Below are 18,100 nucleotides of genomic sequence, written 5' to 3' on the forward strand. Positions count from 1 at the left end.
TTTTCATATGCAGTCCGAGAGTGATTCCATCGAAGAGATCGTCGACCGGGCGATCGGCGGTGCGCTCGGTTCGGCCGCCACGGTGATCGTCGCCGTCGACGGCGAGGTCGTGCTCGAGCATCACGTCGGCACGACCCGTCGCTGGGATGCTCCGGGAATTCCCGCGACCGTCGATGCCGCGCCGGTCACGGCGGCGACGCGCTTCGACCTCGCTTCGATCACCAAGCCGATCGTCGCCGCAGCACTCCTCGGCGAGCTCCACGCACAGGGTCTCGATGCGTCACTGCCCGCGGCGGAGCTGCTGCCCGAGTTCGGCGACCGTCGCTGGCGGACCACGACGATGGCGCAACTGCTGGGGCACACGGCCGGTCTCCCGGCCGAGTGGTTCGACCGGGACCCGGACCCGGCTGCCCTCCGCTTCCGCGAGGGCGCCCGGCCCGACACGACCGCCGGGACCTCGCATCGCTACTCGTGCGTCGGCTACATCTGGGCGGGGCTCGCCACCGAGTCGCTCGCGGGCGCGCCGCTCGACGAGGTGGTGCACCGATGGGTGCTCGAGCCGCTCGGCATGCACTCGACGGGATTCCGCCCAGCCCCGGAACTGCGCGCCTCCATCGCCGCGACCGAGTTCCAGCCGGGTCGAGGCCTCGTGCACGGCGAGGTGCACGACGAGACCGCCGCGGCGCTCGGCGGAGTGAGCGGCAACGCCGGCCTCTTCGCGACCGGGCGGGATCTGCTGCGCTTCGCCGAGGCGCTGCGCACCGGTGGTGGGATCGACGGCGCCGGGGTGCTTCCGGCCGCGGTCGCCACCGCGCTCGTGACCCCCCTGCCGCTCCCTGACGATCCCGGCTACGGACAGGCGCTCGGGCCGCGACTCGACGAGGACTGGATGCGCGGGCTCGGCCCACGCGTCGCCGGGCACACGGGTTTCACCGGCACCGCGTTCGCCGCGGAACCGGGCGGTCGTCGCTCGGTCGTGCTGCTCGCGAATCGCGTGCATCCCGCACGATCGTCGAACGAGGTGCGCGAGGTGCGGGCTCGCGTGATCGACGCGGCATCGAGACGGTGAGGCGACATGTTCCGAGACGTACGTTCTCCAGCCATCGCGGCGACCGGGACGCTCCGCCCCCGCCCGGTAGTATTCGACTCCAACCGTGTGCCTCCGCAACGAGCCTCGGATGAACTCCGTCCGATACGACGTCGGCCAGCCGACATCGCGGCCGCACTGGGAGGCCCCCGATGACCGACGTATTCGTCGCCCTCCGACAGCGGATGCCATCGCTCTCGAAGTCCGAGTTCCACATCGCGGAACTCGTGCTGGACCGGCCCGCCGTCGTGGTCGAGTCGACCATCACCCGCCTCGCAGAGCTCGCCGAGACATCGCCGGCTTCGGTCGCCCGCTTCTGCCGAGCGGTGGGCTACGCGGGCTACAAGGAGTTCCGCATCGCGATCGCGGCCGCGAACAGCCGCGAACAGGCGGCGCGCGAGCTCTTCCGCGTCGACGATGCGGAGATCGATGCGGACGATTCCGCGCTCGACGTGGTCACGAAGGTGGCCTACCAGGAGGCGCGCGCGATCGAGGAGACCGCGCGCAGCCTCGATCTCGACGCGCTCGACGCCGTGGTCGCGGGGATCCGAACGGCCCCCCGCATCGACGTCTTCGGCGCCGGCTCGAGCGGACTGACCGCTCAGGACCTGCAACTGAAGCTGCACCGCATCGGCGTGCCGAGCTTCTGCTGGACGGATGCGCACCTCGCCCTGACCTCGTTCGCGCTGACCGGGCCGGGCAGCATCGCGATCGGCGTCTCGCATTCGGGCCAGACCCTCGAGACGTACCAGATGCTCACCCTCGCCCGCGGCCGTGGGGCCACGACGGTGGCGATCACGAACTACCCCGATTCCCCGCTCGCCGGGGTCGCCGATCAGCTGCTCGTGACGAGCGCGCGCGAGTCCCGGTACCGCACGGGGGCCATGTCGAGCCGCCTCGCGCAGATGGCGATCGTCGACTTCCTCGTCGTGCGCCTGCTGCAAGGCGAGATCGATCGAGCGGGTGAGCTGCTGCGGCTCACGTACGACGCGGTGCAGGCCCACCGACTCGACGGCTGACCTCGCCGATGCCCGGCGACAGCCGCTAGAGCATCGCCATGATCTGGCGCGCGATCATGCGGCCGGCACGGCTCGCGCCGATCGTCGAGGCCTGCGGCCCGTAGCCGGCGAGGAAGATCCTCGGGTCGCTCCAGGCGGCACCCTGGCCGACGGTGATGCCGCCCGCCTTCTCGCGCAGCTTCAGCGGGGCGAGGTGGCGCAGGTCGGGGCGGAACCCGGTGGCCCAGATGATGACGTCGGCCCTGGCCATGCCCGAATCCTCGCCCTCCCAGACGACCCGGTCGGCCTCGATGCGGTCGAACATCGGCCGCGCGACGAGCAGTCCGCGCTCGATGCCCGCGGCCATGCGGCGGCTCTTCGGCACGCCGGTGCCGCTGACGATCGACGGCAGCGCCCGGCCGGAGCGCGCCGCTTCGTCCTGCATGGCGACGGCGGCGGATGCCCCTTCGAGGTCGAGCTCCTGGCGGTCGAGCCAGTCGATGGGACGTCGGGAGACCCAGGTGAGCCCGGCCGCGACCTCTTCGAGTTCGAGCATGAACCCGATGGCGGAGGTGCCGCCGCCGACCACGACGACGTGCTTGTCGCGGAAGTCCTCTGCGTCGGTGAAGTCGGAGGTGTGCACGTGCCGGCCGGCGAACTCGGCCATGCCCGGGTAATACGGCACGAAGGGCGAACCCCAGGTGCCGGTCGCGTTCACGAGGAACTGGGTGCTGATCTCGTGCTGCGGCGCGAGGGGCTGATCGGGCTCCTCGAAGGTCTTGCGCCGTCGCCCGAAGAGGCCGCGGGCGGCCTTCTGCTCCTCGAGCGGCTGCGGGGCAAGGTCTTCGTACCGCACCTGCAGGTCGACCCCGGCGTTCACGACCTGTCGCACGTTCATGGGCCGCCGCACGCGCAGGTCGAAGTGCTGCTCGAAACGGTCGTAGTAGTCGGCGACGACGTCTTTCGCGGACAGGTTGCGGTCGGCGGTGTCGAAGCTCAGGCCGAGTTCGGACATGCCGGGCAGGTCGTTGACCTTGTGCGCGGTGCCGAGCCGGAGCGACGACCAGCGATGCTGCCACGCCCCGCCGGGCCCCGGCGCACGGTCGAGCATGACGAAGTCCTGGTCGGCGACCAGCTCGAATCGACGCAGGTAGAAGGCGACCGACAGGCCGGCCTGCCCGGCGCCGATCACCACGACCTTCACGCGTTCGGGGCTCGTCATCACCTGACAATCTCAGCATGGCTTGCTGTGTGCTCGCAGCACACGGGCGAAAGCCCACCATACGGCCTCGGGCACGCCTGTGGAGGGAGCCGAACCGGGTCGGCGGCGGTGCTAAACTGGCGGTTGGACGAATTCATTTATCAGATGAGCGCCGGGTGAAGACCAAATCCCACCCGGCCAGATGCCGTAAGGGGGTCACGCATGGGGCGCGGCCGTCAGAAAGCCAAGCACACCAAAGTCGCTCGGGAGCTGAAGTACTTCAGCCCGAACACCGACTACAACGCGCTTGAGCGCGAGCTCACGAGCTCGCCGCATGACGAGTACAGCGAAGAGGCGTCGAAGTGGGCGGAGTATGCCGCCGACGATGACGACACCTACGTCGCGGGAGATGAACAGCGCGCCTGAGCGCGCTCCTCTCCCAGCTCGCTCCGACCTCGCTCCACCGGTAGACCAGTTCCTCCGGTGCGCGGTCGGTCCTGCGGCATCCGGACCTGCGGCGTCGCGGTGACGGATGCCTCGGCATCCGGTCGATCCGGCGCTAGTCCGCGCCTTCGAGCCACTCCGCGGTGTCGTCGACGAAGCGTTCGAGTTCGGCGCGCGACCCGCTCGGCGTGATCGCCCGCAGCACGATCTCGTCGACCGTGGACTCGTAGGCGGCGAGATCTCGGGCGCCGTCGATCGTCGCATCGATCGGGCGGATGCCGAGGCGGGCGAAGTTCGCGGCGTACGTCGGCACGTGCTCGTAGCGTTCGACCTCGGCGTCGAGCGCCGCACGGGCGGCGGCCTCTGCGACGGTGCGCACGTAGAGCACCGAGCGCACCGGGCGATCTCCGGCCGTCTCGTGCAGCTCGGCTGTCGCGGCCGCCGCCGTGTGCGGGGTCAGCCAGTTGAGGAGCGCGCCGTCGGCCTGCTCGGCGGCGAGGCGGCGCATGCGCGGCCCGAGTGCGCCCACCACGATCTCGGCGTCGCTGCGCTCGCGCAGGCGTGCGACGCCCTGCTCGACGAGCGCGAGCGGGTGCGCGGTGCGACCGGAGCCGATGCCGACGCTCGTGCGCTCCTGGGGGAGCCCGGAGAGGTCGAGCGTGTCGACCGGGCGCCGGTCGAGCGGGATCACGCCGGTCGCGAGGCGCAGCGATGAGGTCGCACCGGCGGCGGCGCGGAGTCCGGCGAGCGAGTCGCCGCCCGGCACGTCGTTGAGCCACAGCGCGTGGAACCCGAGGCGCTCGATGCGCGGCGCGAGCGCCGCCACGACCGAGGCATCGGTCGTGCCGATGAGCCCGATCGAGACCGGCGTCCGCACGGCATCCTCCGATCAGCCCGCGTAGGAACCGACGAGTCGCACCGCGCCGCCGTCGACGCCCTTGGCGCCTTGCTCGAAGCCCGAGAGATCGCGGTCGCCGATGGTCACGGTGCCCGCCTGCCAGGCCGGGAGGCCGAGGGCGTCGAGCGCCGAGACGACGGATGCCGCGGCATCCGCTCGCACGACGGCGAAGAAGCCGATGCCGAGGTTCCAGGTGCCCTCGGTCGACTCGAGCGTGGTGCCGGCGAGGTCGTTCAGCACGCGGAACACCGGCGCGGGCGACCAGCTCGAGCGGTCGAGCTCGACCCACGAGCCGATCGGCAGCACGCGGGCGAGGTTCGCGGCGATGCCGCCGCCCGTGACGTGCGAGAGCGAGTGCACGGCGTCGCCGTGCGGGCCGGCGAGCAGCTCGACGAGCGGGCCGGTGTAGAGGCGCGTGGGTTCGAGCAGGGCCTCGCCCCACGAGGTTCCGAGGTCGGCCGAGGTGTCGGTGTACCCGACGCCGGCACCCGTGAGGATGTGGCGCACGAGCGAGAAGCCGTTGGAGTGCAGGCCGCTCGAGGCGATCGCGACGACGACGTCGCCCGACTCGACCTTCTCGGCGCCGAGCAGGCGGTCGGCCTCGACGATGCCGGTCGCGGCGCCCGCGACGTCGTAGTCGTCGGCGCCCATGAGCCCCGGGTGCTCGGCGGTCTCGCCGCCGACGAGGGCGGTGCCGGTCTCGGCGCAGGCGCGCGCGATGCCCGTGACGATCGAGGCGATGCGCTCGGGCACGACCTTGCCGCACGCGATGTAGTCGGTCATGAAGAGCGGCTTCGCGCCCACGACGACGATGTCGTCGACGACCATTCCGACCAGGTCCTGCCCGATCGTGTCGTGCTTGTCGAGCGCCTGCGCGATCGCGATCTTCGTTCCGACGCCGTCGGTCGAGGTCGCGAGCAGCGGCCGGGTGTAGTCCTTGGCGAAGGAGAGGTCGAAGAGACCGGCGAATCCGCCGACGCCGCCGAGCACGTTCGGTCCGTGCGTGGCGGAGACCGACGCCTTCATGAGTTCGACGGCGAGGTCACCTGCCTGCGTGTCGACTCCGGCAGCGGTATAGGACGAGTTCGAGGTCACCCGTCCAGCGTACCCGCGCCGTGCACGCACCCCGCGTGCCGATCCGTGCCGCTGGGCGAAACGCGGACTAAAATACAGCCATGCAGCCGGGGGGCACACCGTCGTGGGTGATCCGTGAGAATGCGAGTCGCCCGGTCCTCCTCGCCCTCTATCTGCGCGAGGCGCTGGGCATCGCCTCCCCCGTCGAGCTGCCTCGCCTGCGCGATGTCGGCCCCGTCGGAGAGCGGCTCGAGATCGACCGGCACGACCTGCTCGAGCGCCAGTGGCGCGATTGGTGGGCGATGACCGTCGAACCCGAGGCGCATCCCTCCGCCGTGCCGCTCGAACTCGTCGACGCCTTCGAGACCGAGGTGGCGCTTCCGATCTCGGGCGCCGAGGTGCTCGCCGCCGCCATCGTGCCGCACGCCGAAGCGGCCCGGGCGTGGGCCGAGTGGGCGCACGACGGCTACCGCAACGCATCGGCCGCCCGGCGCGGCGACTCCTACCGCGCCTACGCGGGCACGATCGCCGAGCACGAGCGGGAGGTCGGCCGCCGCGCCCACTCCTTCGAGCTCAACGTCGAGGTCGTGCCGCTCACAGAGCCGGGCGTGTGGTGGATCGGCTCCATGACCGTCGCCGTCACCGATTCGCTGCGGTCGGATGCCTCGGCGTTCGACGACGCCATGCACCCGATCATCGCCGAGCTCGCGTGAGCACTGCGTGTTGAGGAGCGCCCGACGCAGGAGGACGCCACCGAAACCTCGCGTTCGAGCCAGCCGGTTCGAGGCGGCGCTGGCGCGCCTCCTCAACCCACGAGGGGTGGTTGATGCCAGACTCGACGGCATGAGCATCTGGTTCGGCGAGCCCTCATTGGAGTGGGCGAACGCACGCGACGACACCATGATCCGAGCCATCGGCATCGAGATCACCGAGACCACCGACGACTCCCTCAAGGGGCGGATGCCGGTCGACCACCGCACCCGTCAGCCCGGCGGGGTGCTGCACGGCGGAGCATCCGTCGCCCTCGCCGAGACGCTGGCGAGCTGGGGCGCGACCCTCACGGTCGACTCGTCGAAGTACTACTGCGTCGGCATGGAGATCAACGCGAACCATGTGCGTCCGGTCGCCGAGGGCTGGGTCTACGGCGAGGCGAAGCCGCTCACGCGCGGTCGCACCACGCAGGTCTGGGAGATCAGGATCACGGATGCCGCGGACAAGCTCGTGTGCATCTCGCGGTGCACCATGGCCGTGCTCGCGCGGCCGTCGGAGTACTGATTCCGCGCTCGCCTCTGCTCAGCTGAGCACCGGTGTTCACCCAGCCGGCTCACCCGCGCGCGTATGCGAGGATTGATTGTCCTGCTCGGACACTTCCCCCACCTTCGAGGAGCCATCGCTCGCATGTGCGGCATCGTCGGAATCGTCTCAACTGAACCGGCCAACCAGCAGATCTACGACAGCCTGCTGCTGCTGCAGCACCGCGGCCAGGACTCGACCGGAATCGCGACGGCCGACGGCCCCGTGTTCCACATGGCGAAGGCGCGCGGGCAGGTGCGGGAGGCGTTCCGCACCCGCGACATGCGCTCGCTCATCGGCAACATCGGCCTCGGGCATGTGCGCTACACCACGAAGGGCGCCGCGGAACGCGAAGAGGAGGCCCAGCCGTTCTACGTGAACGCGCCGTACGGCATCATCCTCGTGCACAACGGCAACCTCACGAACACGCGCGAGCTGTCGGAGGACCTCTTCCGCATCGACCGCCGCCACGTGAACTCGACGAGCGACACCGAGATGCTGCTGAACGTGCTCGCCACCGAGCTGCAGGGACAGATCACCGGGCTCGACCTCGACCCCGACCAGGTCTTCACGGCCGTCGAGCAGGTGCACGAGCGCGTCGAGGGCTCCTACGCCGTCATCGCGCTGATCGCCGGATACGGGCTCCTCGCGTTCCGCGACCCGTTCGGCATCCGCCCGCTCATCCTCGGCCGCCGCACCGCCGACAACGGCCGCGACGAGTGGATCGTGGCATCCGAATCGCTCGTGCTCGAGTCGGGCGGCTACGAGATCGTGCGCGACGTGCACCCGGGCGAGGCCATCTTCATCGGCCTCGACGGCCAGATGATCTCGCGTCAGTGCGCGAAGAACGCCGTGCTCGTGCCGTGCTCGTTCGAGTACGTCTACCTCGCCCGCCCCGACTCGATCATGAACGGCATCTCGGTCTACGAGGCGCGCCTGCGCATGGGCGACCGGCTCGCGACGACCATCGAGACCCACATGGACAAGGGCGACATCGACGTCGTCATGCCCATCCCCGACTCCTCGCGGCCCGCCGCGATGCAGGTCGCGCAGAAGCTCGGCATCGAGTACCGCGAGGGCTTCTACAAGAACCGCTACGTCGGCCGCACCTTCATCATGCCCGGCCAGGCGGAGCGCAAGCGGTCGGTCAGGCAGAAGCTCAACGCGATGGGCACGGAGTTCAAGGGCAAGAACATCCTCATCGTCGACGACTCGATCGTGCGTGGCACGACGTCGAAGGAGATCGTCGAGATGGCCAGGGCCGCCGGTGCCAACAAGGTCACCTTCACCTCGGCTGCGCCGCCCGTGCGCTTCCCGCACGTCTACGGCATCAACATGCCGAGCCGGCAGGAGCTCATCGCCTTCGGCCGGAAGATCCCCGAGATCGCCTCGGAGCTCAGCGCCGACCACATGATCTACCAGGAGGTCGCCGACCTCCAGGCCGCGATCACCCAGGGCACGTCGATCGACCAGCTCGACCTCTCGTGCTTCACGGGCGAGTACGTCACCGGCACGGTCACCGAGGAGTACCTCGGCTGGGTGGAGCGCACGCAGCTCAGCTGAGCGGATGCCGCGGCGCGGGTACCCGCGCCGGCACCGGCCTCGGGGCGACTGCTACTCGTCCATCGGGTGGATCGTCTCGTGCTCGGCCGTCACGGCCTGCGCGCGGCGCGCGGAGGCCCGGTCGATCACGAGCGCCACGACCGCGCCGAGCGCGACGCCGATCGCGCCGCAGGCCAGCAGCAGGAACCCGAACACCTGCCCCTTGTCGAACTCGTCGTTCGCCGGGAACGCGACCGTGAGGATGAGCGCCACGACGGCGCCGACGAGGGCGCCCAGCGTGAGGAACCGCGAGTATCGCGGAGCGCGTCGCACGGTGACGGTGTCGCGCTCGATCTCGATCTCGAGCGGCGGCACGACCGCTTCCGCACCGGGTTCGGTGCTGCGCTCGTCGGGTTCGGGGGTGTTCGCGGGGTCGGTCACCCCTCCATTGTCCCGCACCTTCGCCGCGACGGCGACGGGAGACCCGGCGAACCTCAGCTGATGACCGGCAGCACTTCGCTGAGATCGGCGCGCTGGCCAGAGGCGTGCACGCGCCCGGCCGCGCGCGCGTCGGCCCACGTGAGCGTGCCCGTCGCGAGGGCGAGCCACGTGGAGACATCCGTCTCGACGACGTTCGGCGGAGTGCCTCTCGTGTGCTTCGGCCCCTCGATGCACTGCACGGCACCGAACGGCGGCACCCGCACCTCGACGGTGCCGCCGGGCGCCTCCTCGGCGAGCAGCTGCAGCGAGTAGCGCACCGCGAGCGCGAGCGTCGAACGGTCGACGGATGTCGCGGCATCCGCGCCCTCGGCGGTCACCGTCTGCACGACGGCCACCGCCGCCCGCCCGATGTCGTCGCCGATCCTCACGCGTGCCATGTGGGCAATTCTGCCACCGACGAGCCGCGGCGGTCAGGCGTCTTGGACGCGCCCGCCCTTGGGCGCGATGCCCATGAACGTCAGGACGAGGATCATCACGGCGCCCGCGAAGATCGCGATGTCGGCGACGTTGCCGATGAACCAGTCGCCGTAGCCGATGAAGTCGACGACGTGGCCGCGGCCGAAGCCGGGATCGCGGAAGAGCCGGTCGCCGAGGTGCGTGACGGCGCCGCCGAGGAGGAGTCCGAGGGCGATCGTCCAGCCGACCGAGCCGACCCGCCAGGCGAACCACGCGACCGCGACCGCGCCGACGGCGGCGAGGATCGCGAAGATCCACGTGTACTCGGTGCCGATCGAGAACGCGGCACCCGGGTTGTAGACGAGCACGAAACGGATGAGGTCGCCGATCACCGGAATGGTGGTTCCGTCGCCGAGTTCGGCCTCGGCCCACCACTTGCTGGCCTGGTCGGCGAGCACCACGAAGGCGGCGATGCCGAGCACCCACCAGAACAGGCGGTGGCCGGATGCGCCGGGCTCCGGCCCGTCGTCGAGGCCGGCCGGGGTCTGCGCGTCGTCGGCGCCGGTCGTGTCTGAGCTCACCCGCACCATTCTCGCAGCACCCGCCCTGCTCGCGACGGCGAAGCCCCGCAGCCCGACGCGGTAGCCTGATCCGGTGAGAATCCTGGTCCTCGGCTCGGGCGCGCGCGAGCACGCCATCATCCTCGCGCTCCTCGATGAGGAGGCCGGCCACGAGATCATCGCGGCGCCGGGCAACGCGGGCATCGCGGCATCCCCCACCTCCTCGGCTCGCGGCAGCGTCACCACCATCGCGCTCGACCCGACCGACCCGACGCTCGTCACCGACTACGTGCTCGACAACGACATCGAGTTCGTCGTCATCGGCCCCGAGGCGCCGCTCGTCGCGGGTGTCGCCGACGCCCTGCGCACCCGCGGCATCGCCGTGTTCGGCCCTGGCAAGGCGGCCGCCGCACTCGAGGGCTCGAAGACCTTCGCGAAGCGCATCATGCAGGAGGCAGGCGTCCCGACGGGCCGCGCGAACCTCGCCGACACCCTCGACGAGGTCGAGGCCACGCTCGACGAGTTCGGCGCCCCCTACGTCGTGAAGGCCGACGGCCTCGCCGCGGGCAAAGGCGTGCTCGTGACCGAAGACCGCGCAGCGGCGATCGCCCACGCCGCCCACTACCTGCAGCAGGGCCCCGTGCTCATCGAGGAGTTCCTCGACGGCCAGGAGGTCTCGCTCTTCCTCCTCTCCGACGGCACGAACGTGCTGCCGCTCTCCCCGGCGCAGGACTACAAGCGCCTGCTCGACGGCGACGCCGGTCCCAACACCGGCGGCATGGGCGCCTACTCCCCGCTCCCCTGGCTCGCCGACGCCGCCGACGGCCGCGGCGGCCGCTTCGGCAGCGAGCAGGCCTTCGTCGACGAGGTCATCGAGACGATCGCGCTGCCCACCGTGCGCAAGCTCGCCGAAGAGCAGACGCCGTTCATCGGGCTCCTCTACGCGGGCCTCATCCTCACCTCGCGCGGCATCCGCGTGATCGAGTTCAACGCGCGTTTCGGCGACCCCGAGACGCAGGTCGTGCTCCCCCGCCTCGAGACCCCGCTCTCCGGCCTGCTCCACGCCGCCGCGACCGGCGGACTCGGCTCGCTCCCGCGTCCGGTCTTCCGAGCGGATGCCGCGGTGACGGTCGTGCTCGCGAGCGAGGGCTACCCCGAGGCGCCGCAGACCGGGCGGCCCATCGAGGGCATCGAGGCCGCGGCATCCGTGCCCGGCGTGCACCTCGCCCATGCCGCGACGGCGATCGGCGCTGCGACCGGTGACGGCACCGACGAGCTGCCGCTCCTCGCGACCGGCGGCCGGGTGCTCAACGTCGTCGCCGTCGGCGGCGGCTTCGCCGAGGCGCGGCGACGCGCCTACGAGGCGCTCGGGCACCTGCGACTCGAGGGCGGCCAGTACCGCACCGACATCGCGGCCCGCGTCGCGGAATAGGGGAACCATGAACGACACGCAGGACTACGCCGGCTGGACCCACGTCTACTCGGGCAAGGTGCGCGATCTGTACGTGCCGAGCAAGCTGCTCATCGACGACGACACCTGGACCGGCGACCCGCTGAGCCTCTCGCCGATCGTGCTCGTCGTCGCGACCGACCGCGTGAGCGCCTACGACCGCGTGCTCTCGCCCGCGATCCCGGGCAAGGGCGTGATGCTCACGAAGCTCACCCGCTGGTGGTTCGACCAGCTGCCCCAGGTGCCGAACCACCTGGCCCACCCGCTCGACGACCGCCTCGAGGCGCTCGAGCTGCCCGACGTGCCGGCCGAGCTCGCCGAACGCGGCACGCTCTGCCGCACGCTCGACATGTTCCCCATCGAGTGCGTCGTGCGCGGCTTCATCACGGGCGGCGGCTGGAAGGAATACCAGGAGACGGGCGCCATCGGCGGCTTCCCGCTGCCCGAGGGACTCCGGAACGGCGACCGCCTGCCCGAGCCGATCTACACGCCCGCGTGGAAGGCCCCGGTCGGCGACCACGACGTCAACGTCTCGTACGAGCGCACCGTCGAACTCGTCGGCGAGGTCGCCGCCGCCCAGCTGCGCGAGCTCTCGCTCGAGATCTTCGCCCGCGCCTCCGAGATCGCCGAGGCCCGCGGCGTCATCCTCGCCGACACGAAGTTCGAGTTCGGCGCCGACCGCGCGACCGGCATCGTGACGCTCGCCGACGAGGTGCTGACGAGCGATTCGAGCCGGTACTGGGATGCCGCGGAGTACGCGACCGCCGCGACGCCCGAGCTGCGCATGGCGAGCTTCGACAAGCAGATCGTGCGCGACTGGCTCGCCGCGAACTGGGACCAGGAGGTCTCCGAGGAGCCGCCGACCCTCCCCCACGAGATCGTGGAGCAGACGGCGGCCCGCTACCGGGAACTGCTCGATCGGCTGGTCGCAGTCGACTGACCGCAGCGGCCCGACCGCGCAGCTCCCGGCTGAGCCGGCCTACGAGGCGATGGCCTTCGCGATCTTGTCGCCGCCCTCGCTGATCGCCTTCTCGAGCTCCTCGTAGTCGTCGCGATCGATGGCCTTGTCGATCTTCTTGCTCGCCTTGGCGAGCGCCGAGCCGATGCGATCGAGGTAGCGGTCGTCGATCACGGCCACGATCGCCGAGGAGCCGACCGGCAGGACCTCCTCGAGGTCGACGCCCATCTTCTTCTCCTCGTGCTTCTTGGCGATCTTCCCGGCGATCGCGCCGACGCCCGCACCGATCGCGGTCGCCGCGAGCAGCGGCGGGGCGAAGAGCCCGACGACGAGTCCGGCGGCACCGCCGATCCAGGCACCGCTGGCGACCTGGCCCGTTCCGTGCTCGTCGACGGCGACCCGGCCGTCGGCGTCGCGATGCATGACCACCGACGACACGATCTCGAGGTCCGCCTCCTGCGCCGCCTTCAGCGTCTCGTAGTCGTCGGCGGCCGCGCCGGCGTCGTCATAGGTCGCCACGTACAGCACCAGGTTGTCCATACCCATGTCTTCGTCCCCTCCGGAAGGCTCCCCGTCGGTCCCCGAGAGCCGTGATGCCTCCATGCTAGGGATCACAGCTCTCGAGCGGCAGGCCCAGTTTCCGGCTGCTCGCGGCGGCACCGGCTCCCGGAATACCCGGCGCAGTCGCGGGGTTATCATTAGTTGTGATTACAACCAATGGTGCGCCGGAAGGCGCGGGACTGCTCGCCGCCGACACCGGCATGGGCGCCGTGACGCTGCGCGTCGGCGACCTCGACGCCATGATCCGCTACTACCGCGACGCCGTCACCCTCGAGCTGCTGAGCCATGACGGCCCCGTCGCGGTACTCGGCCGCGGCACCACGCCGATCGTGATCCTCCAGCACGCTCCCGAGCTGCGCCACGCCTCGCCCCGCGACGCCGGCCTCTTCCACACCGCGATCCTCTTCGACACCCGCGAGGCGCTCGCGACGGCGATCTACGCGATCGCCTCGAAGCATCCGGGCACCTTCACCGGCAGCGCCGACCACCTCGTGAGCGAGGCCTTCTACTTCACCGACCCCGAGGGCAACGGCATCGAGCTCTACTACGACCGCGACCGCTCGCAGTGGAGCTGGGTGCACGGCACGGTCGAGATGGCGACGCTGTACCTCGATCCCAACGAGTACCTGCGCGAGCACCTCACCGAGGGCGGGGCGGATGCCGCGGCATCGGGCACCGGCCTGGGCGACGCCGTCGTGGGCCATGTGCACCTCTCGGTCGGCGACGTCGCGAGCGCCCGCGAGTTCTACGTCGAGCGGCTCGGCTTCGAGACCACGGCGGAGATGGGCGACCAGGCGCTCTTCGTCTCGGCGGGCGGGTACCACCACCACATGGCGATGAACACGTGGAACAGCCGCGGCGCCGGCCGTCGCGGCCTCGCCCTCGGACTCGGCACGGTCGAGATCGTCGTGCCGAGCACCGACGACCTCGGCGCGCTCGACGAGCGGATGTCGCACTACCGGGTCGCGACGCGCGACGACGGCCTCGTGCTCGCCTTCGACGACCCGTGGGCGAACGTCGTCGAGGTGCGCGCGGCCGACCGGCCGACCGGCTGACCCCGCCTGCCGACCCCGTCGGCCGACCTGCCGGCCGCTTCACCGCGAGGCGGGCTTCGGCCCCTTCGCGTGCGACATGTCGTGGAACTCGTCGAACGACTGCCCCTGGCCCGGCAGCGGGGTGAGGCCGGGCCGGGCGCGCAGCCCGTCGAGCACCACGACCAACTGCCTGCGCCAGTACGGCACGTAGGCGACCCCGTACTGGCCGATGGAGCCGAGCATGTCGACGATCACGCTGAGGTCGACGGCGGTGACGTCGGGACGCAGCGACCCCTCGGCGTGCGCTCGGGCGACCACGCTGTCCATCATCGGCGCGAACTGCGCGGCCGGCCGATGGCCGGGGTCGAGTTCGGCGACGCGGATCATGACGGCCGGCAGATGCGGCGACGCGGCGATCCACCCGCCGAGCAGCTCGAGCCAGATCTCGATCGCCCGCCACCCCGTCTCGGCGCCCATGATCTGCGGCGCGAAGTCCTGCAGGTCCGCGACCGCGGCGTCGTAGAGCTCGCGCACGAGCGCGTCGCGATTGGGGAAGTGACGGTAGACCGTGCCGGCGCCGACCCCGGCCCGCAGGGCCAGTTCGTCGAGCGGTGCGTCGATGCCGCGCTCGGCGAAGAGCTGCTTCGCCTCGACGAGCAGTCGTTCATGATTGCGCTTCGCGTCACGGCGGGGCGACAGGGACGAACTCACAGGGTTCACTGTACGCGCGTCCATCGCGTATGATTCGGAGGGTTGTCTCCGTTTACCCGAAGAACGGGGCGACGACCCCTCAGGGGGAGGGGTCACGGCGCGGCGGGCTGCGTGCCGGGTGACCGGCAAGGGGATGCCCGCCGTGTCGGCCCTCCCGCGTGGTTAGGCTGGTGCCGTGACCACTGAGCCAACCGAACCCCGCGAAGGCGCGATCGACGGCGTCGAAGCGAACACCCGCACGATCGAGGCATCCGTCGTCACCGACTTCAGCGATCGCATGAGCTACGGCGGGTACCTCGACCTGCCGACGCTGCTCTCGGCGCAGCGGCCGATCTCGCGGCCCGAGCACCACGACGAGCTGCTGTTCATCATCCAGCACCAGACCACCGAGCTCTGGCTGAAGCTCGTGCTGCACGAGCTCGAGACCGCGCGCGACCTGCTGCGCGCCGATGAGCTCGCCCCGGCGCTCAAGTGCATCGCGCGCGTCAAGCACATCCAGAAGACGCTCACCGAGCAGTGGTCGGTGCTCGCGACCCTCACGCCCACCGAGTACGCGCAGTTCCGCGGCGTGCTCGGCAACGCGAGCGGATTCCAGTCGTACCAGTACCGGGCGGTCGAGTTCGTGCTCGGCAACAAGAACGCGAAGATGATGCAGGTCTTCGAGTCGGATGCCGCGGCGACCGCGATCCTCCGCCACGCCCTCGACTCGCCGAGCCTGTACGACGAGTTCCTCCGCCTCCTCGCCCGCGCCGGCTACCCGATCCCCGCCGAGATCCTCGAGCGCGACGTCACCGAGGCGTGGACGTTCTCCCCCGAGCTCGTACCGGTGTTCGCGTCGATCTACGCCGACACCTCCGAGCACTGGGCCGCCTACGAGACGTGCGAGGAGCTCGTCGACCTGGAGGACAACTTCCAGCTCTGGCGCTTCCGCCACCTGAAGACGGTCGAGCGCATCATCGGCAACAAGACCGGCACCGGCGGATCGAGCGGCGCGAGCTTCCTGCGCCGCGCGCTCGACCTGACGTTCTTCCCCGAGCTGTACGCCGTGCGCACGGAGATCCCGGGCTGACGATGCCCCGGCCCATCGAGCTCGGCCCGCTCGCACGACCCGTGCGGCGCTCGATGAGCGCGCAGCGCCCCGGCGAGACCGGCACGATGCTGCCGCCCCTCATCGACCACCACGTGCACCTCATGATCATCGGGCCCGATGCGCTGCGCGACACCGCGCTCGCGGGCGTCGTCGACCTCGGAGGCCCGCTCGACGCGATCGCGAGCCACGCGCGTCGCGACGGCCTGCCGAAGGTCGCCTTCGCGGGCAGCTTCCTCACCGCGCCGGGCGGGTACCCCGTCGGCCGGCCATGGGCATCGCCCGGCAGTGCCCGCGAGATCGTCGTCGAGGCGGGCGACGAGCGCGCCGCACTGCCGACCGCAGCCGAGACGGCGGTCGGCGAGCAGCTCGCGTTCGGGGCATCCGTCATCAAGGTCGCGCTCAACCGGGCGGCCGGGCCGGTGCTCGACGCCGCCACGCTCGCCGCCGTGGTGACGAGCGCGCACGCCGCCGGCGTTCCGGTGGTCGCTCACGTCGAAGGCGACGGGATGTCGCGGCTCGCGATCGACGCCGGCGTCGACGCCTTCGCCCACACGCCGTTCACCGAGCGGCTCGACGACGAGCTCATCGCACGGGCCGTCGCCGCCGGGCAGTGCTGGATCTCGACCCTCTTCGTGGCGGGCTACGGCGAACCGACCCCCGAGGCCGGGATCGCACTCGACAACCTCGGCCGCTTCCATGCCGCCGGCGGCCGGGTGCTCTACGGCACCGACCTCGGCAACGGCGACCAGCCGCTCGGCGTGAACCCCGCCGAACTCGCGTTGCTCGTGCGCGCGGGGCTCGGGGCAGCCGCCGTGCTGGCATCGCTCACCGACCCGTGGCCGGTCCCCGTCGACGGCGCCGTCGCGACCTTCGTGCCCGGCGAGCCGCCCGCGACCCTCGACGAGTTCCCCGCCTGGCTGGCCTCGGCCTGCCTCTCCCCCGCCGAAGACCTGGAGCAATTGTGAGCCACGACCCGCATCTCGCCTTCGCCCGCCGCATGGATCGCGCCGACGGGCTCGCCCACTACCGCAAGCGCTTCGCGGGCGCGGAGACCGACCTCGTCTACTTCGACGGCAACTCGCTCGGCCGCCCGCCGGTGTCGGCGATCGAGCGCGTCGAGCGGTTCCTCCGCGAGGACTGGGGCGGGCGCCTCATCCGCGGGTGGGACGAGGCCTGGCTGCAACTGCCCACCGAGATCGGCGACCGCATCGGCCGCGCCGTCATCGAGGCGAAGGCCGGCCAGACGATCATCGGCGACTCGACGACCGTGCTGCTCTACAAGCTCGCCCGCGCGGCCGTCGACGCCCAGATCGCCCGCGACCCCGGCCGGCGCGAGATCGTCGTCGACACCGACAACTTCCCGACCGACCGCTACGTGCTCGACGGCATCGCCCGCGAGCGGGGCCTGCGCCTGCGCTGGATCGAGGTCGACACCTCGGCCGGCGTGACGCCGGAGCAGCTCGCCGAGGTGGCCGGGCCCGAGACCGCGCTCGTCGTCATCTCGCACGTCGCCTACCGCTCGGCCTATCTGGCGGATGCCGCCGAGCTCACGCGCATCGCGCACGATGCGGGCGCGCTGATCCTCTGGGATCTCTGCCACTCGGCCGGGTCGGTCCCCGTGAAGGCCGACCTCTGGGGCTTCGACCTCGCCGTCGGGTGCACCTACAAGTACCTGAACGGCGGCCCCGGCTCGCCCGCGTTCGCCTACGTGCGCGACGACCTGCAGGCGGCGATCGCCCAGCCGATCCAGGGCTGGTGGGGCACGACCGACATGTTCGCGATGGGCCCGGAGTACGAGCCCGTTCCCGACATCCGCCGCTTCCTCTCCGGCACGGCCCCGATCGTCGGCATGCTCGCCATGGAGGAGACGCTCGCGATGATCGAGGAGGCCGGCATGCCGGCGCTGCGCGAGAAGTCGGTCGCGCTGACCGAGTTCGCGATCACCCTCGCCGACGACTGGCTCGCGCCCCTCGGAGTGACGCTCGCCTCCCCCGCCGACCCCGAGGAGCGCGGCGGGCACGTGACCTTCCACCACGACGCGATGCGCGAGGTGACCGCCCGGCTCTGGCAGCAGGACGTGATCCCCGACTACCGCGACCCGGGCGGCCTCCGCATCGGACTCTCGCCGCTCTCGACGAGTTTCGAAGAGGTGCACCGGGGCCTCGCGGCCACGCGCGACACCCTGGTGACGGTGCTCACGGAGCGCGCCGGGCTGGCGTAGCCCTCTGCCCGTTCCGCTTGGAGACGCCGGCACCTCGGCGCCCCGGTAGAATCGACCCATCCACACTCTCGACACCGGACG

The 18,100-nt window shown here is 71.1% G+C and carries 20 protein-coding genes; 12 read left to right on the plus strand and 8 right to left on the minus strand.

Features of this window, described 5'->3' with window-relative positions:
* Positions 1-7 precede the first annotated feature (7 nt).
* Together ASE14_RS09930 and ASE14_RS09935 are read left to right on the plus strand one after the other, a co-directional pair.
* Positions 8-1,069, plus strand: a complete 1,062-nt coding sequence (locus ASE14_RS09930; protein WP_056654181.1) for a serine hydrolase — start codon at positions 8-10, stop codon at positions 1,067-1,069.
* 170 nt (positions 1,070-1,239) lie between these two features.
* Entirely contained in the window at positions 1,240-2,106 is an 867-nt protein-coding gene (locus ASE14_RS09935) for a MurR/RpiR family transcriptional regulator (RefSeq protein WP_056654184.1), read from the plus strand.
* A 25-nt stretch (positions 2,107-2,131) separates the two neighbouring features.
* Here the strand turns inward: ASE14_RS09935 and ASE14_RS09940 are convergent, their stop codons facing one another.
* Positions 2,132-3,307 (minus strand): FAD-dependent oxidoreductase, encoded by a 1,176-nt coding sequence (locus ASE14_RS09940; RefSeq protein WP_056654185.1) that lies wholly within the window; start codon positions 3,305-3,307, stop codon positions 2,132-2,134.
* A gap of 201 nt (positions 3,308-3,508) precedes the next feature.
* On the opposite strand from ASE14_RS09940, the gene ASE14_RS09945 reads away from it, so the two are divergent.
* Positions 3,509-3,712: a DUF3073 domain-containing protein gene (locus tag ASE14_RS09945; RefSeq protein ID WP_056654186.1), complete on the plus strand. Its 204-nt coding sequence runs from the start codon at positions 3,509-3,511 to the stop codon at positions 3,710-3,712.
* Positions 3,713-3,845: 133 nt separating this feature from the next.
* Here the strand turns inward: ASE14_RS09945 and ASE14_RS09950 are convergent, their stop codons facing one another.
* Complete coding sequence (locus ASE14_RS09950; RefSeq protein ID WP_082600465.1) at positions 3,846-4,607, minus strand: LLM class flavin-dependent oxidoreductase; 762 nt, start codon at positions 4,605-4,607, stop codon at positions 3,846-3,848.
* A gap of 12 nt (positions 4,608-4,619) precedes the next feature.
* Positions 4,620-5,723 carry a phosphoribosylformylglycinamidine cyclo-ligase gene (gene purM, locus ASE14_RS09955; RefSeq protein ID WP_056654195.1) on the minus strand — a complete coding sequence of 368 codons (1,104 nt, stop codon included), beginning with the start codon at positions 5,721-5,723 and terminating at the stop codon, positions 4,620-4,622.
* A gap of 80 nt (positions 5,724-5,803) precedes the next feature.
* Between purM and ASE14_RS09960 the strand changes: the two genes are divergently transcribed.
* The 3 genes from ASE14_RS09960 (at position 5,804) to purF (ending at position 8,558) form a co-directional block, all read left to right on the plus strand.
* A complete protein-coding gene (locus tag ASE14_RS09960) occupies positions 5,804-6,415 on the plus strand; it encodes a hypothetical protein (RefSeq protein WP_056654198.1) in 612 nt (203 codons plus the stop codon).
* 130 nt (positions 6,416-6,545) lie between these two features.
* Positions 6,546-6,977: a hotdog fold thioesterase gene (locus ASE14_RS09965; protein ID WP_056654200.1), complete on the plus strand. Its 432-nt coding sequence runs from the start codon at positions 6,546-6,548 to the stop codon at positions 6,975-6,977.
* Positions 6,978-7,100: 123 nt separating this feature from the next.
* The gene (purF, locus tag ASE14_RS09970; protein WP_056654203.1) at positions 7,101-8,558 is read left to right on the plus strand and encodes an amidophosphoribosyltransferase; all 1,458 of its coding nucleotides are present in this window, start codon (positions 7,101-7,103) and stop codon (positions 8,556-8,558) included.
* Between the two features lie 51 nt (positions 8,559-8,609).
* Here purF and ASE14_RS09975 read toward each other — a convergent pair whose 3' ends face one another.
* Genes ASE14_RS09975 through ASE14_RS09985 form a run of 3 tightly spaced genes read right to left on the minus strand, consistent with a single transcriptional unit; the run spans position 8,610 to position 10,015 of the window.
* Positions 8,610-8,978, minus strand: a complete 369-nt coding sequence (locus ASE14_RS09975) for a potassium transporter Trk (RefSeq protein WP_235511170.1) — start codon at positions 8,976-8,978, stop codon at positions 8,610-8,612.
* Positions 8,979-9,031: 53 nt separating this feature from the next.
* Positions 9,032-9,415 carry a sterol carrier family protein gene (locus tag ASE14_RS09980; protein WP_056654206.1) on the minus strand — a complete coding sequence of 128 codons (384 nt, stop codon included), beginning with the start codon at positions 9,413-9,415 and terminating at the stop codon, positions 9,032-9,034.
* A gap of 33 nt (positions 9,416-9,448) precedes the next feature.
* Positions 9,449-10,015: a signal peptidase II gene (locus ASE14_RS09985; RefSeq protein WP_235511177.1), complete on the minus strand. Its 567-nt coding sequence runs from the start codon at positions 10,013-10,015 to the stop codon at positions 9,449-9,451.
* 73 nt (positions 10,016-10,088) lie between these two features.
* Between ASE14_RS09985 and purD the strand changes: the two genes are divergently transcribed.
* Together purD and ASE14_RS09995 are read left to right on the plus strand one after the other, a co-directional pair.
* On the plus strand, positions 10,089-11,426 hold the full coding sequence (purD, locus tag ASE14_RS09990) for a phosphoribosylamine--glycine ligase (RefSeq protein ID WP_056654209.1): 1,338 nt from the start codon (positions 10,089-10,091) through the stop codon (positions 11,424-11,426).
* Positions 11,427-11,433: 7 nt separating this feature from the next.
* Positions 11,434-12,384, plus strand: a complete 951-nt coding sequence (locus ASE14_RS09995; RefSeq protein WP_056654213.1) for a phosphoribosylaminoimidazolesuccinocarboxamide synthase — start codon at positions 11,434-11,436, stop codon at positions 12,382-12,384.
* A gap of 39 nt (positions 12,385-12,423) precedes the next feature.
* Here ASE14_RS09995 and ASE14_RS10000 read toward each other — a convergent pair whose 3' ends face one another.
* Positions 12,424-12,948 (minus strand): DUF1269 domain-containing protein, encoded by a 525-nt coding sequence (locus tag ASE14_RS10000; RefSeq protein ID WP_056654216.1) that lies wholly within the window; start codon positions 12,946-12,948, stop codon positions 12,424-12,426.
* Between the two features lie 215 nt (positions 12,949-13,163).
* Between ASE14_RS10000 and ASE14_RS10005 the strand changes: the two genes are divergently transcribed.
* The gene (locus tag ASE14_RS10005; RefSeq protein ID WP_056654219.1) at positions 13,164-14,018 is read left to right on the plus strand and encodes a VOC family protein; all 855 of its coding nucleotides are present in this window, start codon (positions 13,164-13,166) and stop codon (positions 14,016-14,018) included.
* Positions 14,019-14,057: 39 nt separating this feature from the next.
* Here ASE14_RS10005 and ASE14_RS10010 read toward each other — a convergent pair whose 3' ends face one another.
* Positions 14,058-14,708, minus strand: a complete 651-nt coding sequence (locus ASE14_RS10010; protein WP_056654222.1) for a TetR/AcrR family transcriptional regulator — start codon at positions 14,706-14,708, stop codon at positions 14,058-14,060.
* A 211-nt stretch (positions 14,709-14,919) separates the two neighbouring features.
* On the opposite strand from ASE14_RS10010, the gene kynA reads away from it, so the two are divergent.
* Genes kynA through ASE14_RS10025 form a run of 3 tightly spaced genes read left to right on the plus strand, consistent with a single transcriptional unit; the run spans position 14,920 to position 18,019 of the window.
* Complete coding sequence (gene kynA / locus ASE14_RS10015; RefSeq protein WP_056656126.1) at positions 14,920-15,777, plus strand: tryptophan 2,3-dioxygenase; 858 nt, start codon at positions 14,920-14,922, stop codon at positions 15,775-15,777.
* 2 nt (positions 15,778-15,779) lie between these two features.
* Positions 15,780-16,763 carry a hypothetical protein gene (locus tag ASE14_RS10020; protein ID WP_056654225.1) on the plus strand — a complete coding sequence of 328 codons (984 nt, stop codon included), beginning with the start codon at positions 15,780-15,782 and terminating at the stop codon, positions 16,761-16,763.
* Positions 16,764-16,795: 32 nt separating this feature from the next.
* Positions 16,796-18,019 carry a kynureninase gene (locus ASE14_RS10025; protein ID WP_082600812.1) on the plus strand — a complete coding sequence of 408 codons (1,224 nt, stop codon included), beginning with the start codon at positions 16,796-16,798 and terminating at the stop codon, positions 18,017-18,019.
* Positions 18,020-18,100 lie beyond the last annotated feature (81 nt).

Source organism: Agromyces sp. Root81 (assembly GCF_001429165.1).
Classification (GTDB): Bacteria; Actinomycetota; Actinomycetes; order Actinomycetales; family Microbacteriaceae; genus Agromyces.

Coding starts and splice junctions, on each gene's coding strand:
- ASE14_RS09945 (WP_056654186.1), top strand. CDS start 3,509: ATGGGGCGCGGCCGTCAGAAAGCCAAGCACACCAAAGTCGCTCGGGAG.
- ASE14_RS10025 (WP_082600812.1), top strand. CDS start 16,796: ATGGATCGCGCCGACGGGCTCGCCCACTACCGCAAGCGCTTCGCGGGC.
- ASE14_RS09960 (WP_056654198.1), top strand. CDS start 5,804: ATGCAGCCGGGGGGCACACCGTCGTGGGTGATCCGTGAGAATGCGAGT.
- ASE14_RS09965 (WP_056654200.1), top strand. CDS start 6,546: ATGAGCATCTGGTTCGGCGAGCCCTCATTGGAGTGGGCGAACGCACGC.
- ASE14_RS10000 (WP_056654216.1), bottom strand. CDS start 12,948: ATGGGTATGGACAACCTGGTGCTGTACGTGGCGACCTATGACGACGCC.
- ASE14_RS09935 (WP_056654184.1), top strand. CDS start 1,240: ATGACCGACGTATTCGTCGCCCTCCGACAGCGGATGCCATCGCTCTCG.
- ASE14_RS10005 (WP_056654219.1), top strand. CDS start 13,164: ATGGGCGCCGTGACGCTGCGCGTCGGCGACCTCGACGCCATGATCCGC.
- ASE14_RS10020 (WP_056654225.1), top strand. CDS start 15,780: ATGCCCCGGCCCATCGAGCTCGGCCCGCTCGCACGACCCGTGCGGCGC.
- purF (WP_056654203.1), top strand. CDS start 7,101: ATGTGCGGCATCGTCGGAATCGTCTCAACTGAACCGGCCAACCAGCAG.
- ASE14_RS09940 (WP_056654185.1), bottom strand. CDS start 3,307: ATGACGAGCCCCGAACGCGTGAAGGTCGTGGTGATCGGCGCCGGGCAG.
- ASE14_RS09930 (WP_056654181.1), top strand. CDS start 8: ATGCAGTCCGAGAGTGATTCCATCGAAGAGATCGTCGACCGGGCGATC.
- ASE14_RS09995 (WP_056654213.1), top strand. CDS start 11,434: ATGAACGACACGCAGGACTACGCCGGCTGGACCCACGTCTACTCGGGC.
- ASE14_RS09980 (WP_056654206.1), bottom strand. CDS start 9,415: ATGGCACGCGTGAGGATCGGCGACGACATCGGGCGGGCGGCGGTGGCC.